Below are 2,907 nucleotides of genomic sequence, written 5' to 3'. Positions count from 1 at the left end.
CGCCCCTGGTCCCCTCGCACGCGCCCGGGGGCAAGTGAGCACCAACGACGGCGAACTGCCCGAAACGCCCCCGGACCCCTCGCAAGCGCCCCACAGGCACAAGGCACTCACCGGCCTCGGGTTTCGCCGATCTACCTCTTCCGGGGGAACCAGCCGTTTCGTGGGTCCGTGCGGGGGCTAGCGGGTTTGGAGGCCGTTGAGGATGAGCGAGATCACGGCTTCGGATTCCGCTTCAGTCTCGGGGGAGTGCCACTCTGCGGCGTGGGTCGGGTCGTGGAAGCGTGTGGTCGCATCGAGGACGGCGCGCGCGATCCCGTCCGGGTCGCCGGGTGTGAAGGTGCCGGCGGTGATGCCGTCGGCGATGATGGCGCGGATCTCGGCGAGCAGGAAGTCGACGTGGGCGGACGAGACGGCGCTGTGATCCGCTGCCAGCACCCGGAAGGTGGCGAAGAGTTCCGGGTCCTCGCGGGCCTTCGTCCACTTCGTGGTGAACATGGTGGTGAGCAGGAGGTGCAGCCGGTCGGGCGGGGCCAGGCCCGAGGCCCGGACCGTCGCGGTGAGCTGGTCGCGCACCCGGTCGAGCCAGCGGCGGATCACGGCCTCGCGCAGCGCCGCCTTGGACGGGAAGTGGCGGTACACGCTGCCGTGACTCACCCCTAGGAGCCGCGCGACGTCGAGCACGGTCGTCTTCTCCGGACCGTGGCGGCGCAGCACCTCTTCGGTGGCCGACACGATCGTCTCCGCGTCGAGCGGGCCTGCGCGCATCAGATCTCCCCGTCCCTCTACGGGCGCGAACGTACGACAACGGACTGACGGATGTCAAAGTCTGTCAGCCTGTCGGCTGCCGCACATAGTGTGGGTGACAGATATTGACATCTGTCATTTGATGTTCGTACGGTGCAGGGCATGGAGACACCGGATGAACGTGAGGCCAGCACGGCGACTGCTTCGTTCGCGGGACGCACCGTGTCCCGCGTCGGCTACGGCGCGGCCCAGCTCGAGCGCCTGCGCGACCGCCCCGGCGACGCCGTCGCGCTGCTGCGCCGCGCGGTCGAGCTGGGCGTGGACCACATGGACACCGCCGAGTTCTACGGCTTCGGCTTCGCCAACGCCGTGATCCGTGAAGCCCTGCGGCCAGAGGACGGCGTGCTCGTCGTCACCAAGGTCGGCGCCGAGCCCGACCCGGCCGGACGCCTACCGCTGCGAATCGCGCAGCGGCCCGAACAGCTGCGGGCCGGCGTCGAGCAGAATCTGCGCGGCCTCGGCGACGAGCAGCTCCCCGTCGTCAACCTCCGCCGCCTCGACACCGGCCCCGGGCTGCGTCCCACAGGGGATCAGGTGGTGGCCCTCGACGACCAGCTCGCGGTCATGATCGCCCTCCGCGACGAGGGCAAGATCGGAGCGATCGGCCTGAGCAGCGTCAGCCTCGCCAACCTGCGCCGCGCCCTCCCGGCCGGCATCGTCTGCGTGCAGAACGCCTACAGCATCGTTTCCCGTGACGACGAGGCCATGCTGGCTCTCTGCACGTCCGAGGGCATCGCCTGGGTGCCGTTCTTCCCGCTCGGAGGGGCCTTTCCCGGCCTGCCCAAGGTCACCGATGAGCCGGCCGTCCACGCTGCGGCCGAGTCGCTCGGCGTCACGCCCTCCCAGGTCGGCCTCGCCTGGCTGCTGCACCACGCCCCCAACGTGCTGCTCATCCCCGGCACGGCCGACCCTGCGCACCTGGAGGCCAACATGGCGGTCCGTGAGATCGCCTTCGATCGGACCACCCGCGCCGCCCTCGACGCCGTCGAGTCCCGCTCCAGCGAAGTCCCGATCGGCTAGGACGGCCCATGAAGGCGATCATCTACCGCGCCAACGGCGGCCCCGGTGTCCTCCAACTCGTCGACCGCGATGTGCCCGAGCCTGGCCCAGGCGAGGTCCGTGTCCGGGTCGCTGTCTCCGGGGTCAACCCGGCCGACTGGCAGGCCCGTTCCGGCGCGCCCCTGAAGTTCCCGGAGGTCACACCTCACCTGGACGGAGCCGGCGTGATCGACGCCGTCGGCGCCGGGGTCGACCGGAGCCGGATCGGGCAGCGGGTCTGGCTGTTCATGGCCGCCGCCGGACGGCCCACCGGTACCGCCGCCGAGTTCACCGTCGTGCCCGCGTAGCAGGCCGTCCCCCTGCCGGACGAGGTCGGTTTCGACGTCGGCGCGGCGCTCGGCGTCCCCGCGCTCACAGCGCACCGCGCGCTCACCGTGGCCGAGGACGGCCCGCGCCGCCTGCGGCCCGGCGCGCTCAACGGCCGCGTGGTGCTCGCCGCCGGCGGCGCCGGGGCAGTCGGGCACGCGGTGATCCAGCTCGCCCGCTGGGCGGGCGCCATCGTGATCAGCACGGTCAGCGGCCCGGAGAAGGCCCGGCTCGCCACCGCCGCCGGCGCCCACCACGTGGTCAACTACCGCGAAGGCGATCCGGCCGCCGCGATCCGCGAGATCGCTCCGGACGGCGTCGACATCGTCGCCGAGGTCGCGCTCGGCGCCAACCTCGCCCTGGACTTGGCCGTCCTGCGCACACGCGGCACGATCTCGACCTACGCCAACGACGGGGGCAAGCCGGTGCACCTCGACGTGGCGCAGAACATGGTGCTGAACACGCGCTTCCAATTCCTGGTGCTCTACACGGCGGGCCCAGAAGCGCGCGCCGCAGCCGCCGAAGACGTCGCAGCCGCCGTCCGCGACAACGCCCTCCCGGTAGGCGAGCAGCACGGCCTGCCGCTGCTCCGCTTCCCCCTCGCCCACACCCCCGACGCCCACCGAACCCTAGAAAACGGCACCACCGGCAAGATCCTCGTAGACGTCAACGAGCACGATCATGCCGCTTGACGAGGGAGCCCGGATGCTCGTAGCCGGTCTCGCCGACCTCCTCCAC

At 71.5% G+C, this 2,907-nt stretch carries 4 protein-coding genes; 3 read left to right on the top strand and 1 reads right to left on the bottom strand.

What is annotated here, in order from left to right:
* Positions 1 to 177 precede the first annotated feature (177 nt).
* On the bottom strand, positions 178 to 765 hold the full coding sequence (locus tag ETD96_RS43020) for a TetR/AcrR family transcriptional regulator (protein WP_138642230.1): 588 nt from the start codon (positions 763 to 765) through the stop codon (positions 178 to 180).
* Between the two features lie 141 nt (positions 766 to 906).
* Here ETD96_RS43020 and ETD96_RS43015 point away from each other — a divergent pair, with 141 nt between their 5' ends.
* The 3 genes from ETD96_RS43015 to ETD96_RS47375 all read left to right on the top strand — a co-directional run bounded on the left by ETD96_RS43015 (position 907) and on the right by ETD96_RS47375 (position 2,861).
* Complete coding sequence (locus ETD96_RS43015) at positions 907 to 1,824, top strand: aldo/keto reductase (RefSeq protein WP_138642229.1); 918 nt, start codon at positions 907 to 909, stop codon at positions 1,822 to 1,824.
* A gap of 8 nt (positions 1,825 to 1,832) precedes the next feature.
* A complete protein-coding gene (locus tag ETD96_RS47380) occupies positions 1,833 to 2,150 on the top strand; it encodes an alcohol dehydrogenase catalytic domain-containing protein (RefSeq protein WP_240808640.1) in 318 nt (105 codons plus the stop codon).
* Positions 2,151 to 2,237: 87 nt separating this feature from the next.
* A complete protein-coding gene (locus ETD96_RS47375) occupies positions 2,238 to 2,861 on the top strand; it encodes a zinc-binding dehydrogenase (protein ID WP_240808639.1) in 624 nt (207 codons plus the stop codon).
* The last annotated feature ends 46 nt before the right edge of the window (positions 2,862 to 2,907 follow it).

The organism is Actinomadura geliboluensis (genome assembly GCF_005889745.1).
Taxonomy (GTDB): domain Bacteria; phylum Actinomycetota; class Actinomycetes; order Streptosporangiales; family Streptosporangiaceae; genus Spirillospora; species Spirillospora geliboluensis.
Note: the sequence above shows the minus strand (reverse complement) of the source record. Positions and strands in the feature narration are given on the sequence as shown.

Excerpts from the sequence above, each read along its gene's own strand:
- ETD96_RS43020 (WP_138642230.1), bottom strand. The coding sequence starts at position 765 with ATGCGCGCAGGCCCGCTCGACGCGGAGACGATCGTGTCGGCCACCGAA.
- ETD96_RS43015 (WP_138642229.1), top strand. The coding sequence starts at position 907 with ATGGAGACACCGGATGAACGTGAGGCCAGCACGGCGACTGCTTCGTTC.
- ETD96_RS47380 (WP_240808640.1), top strand. The coding sequence starts at position 1,833 with ATGAAGGCGATCATCTACCGCGCCAACGGCGGCCCCGGTGTCCTCCAA.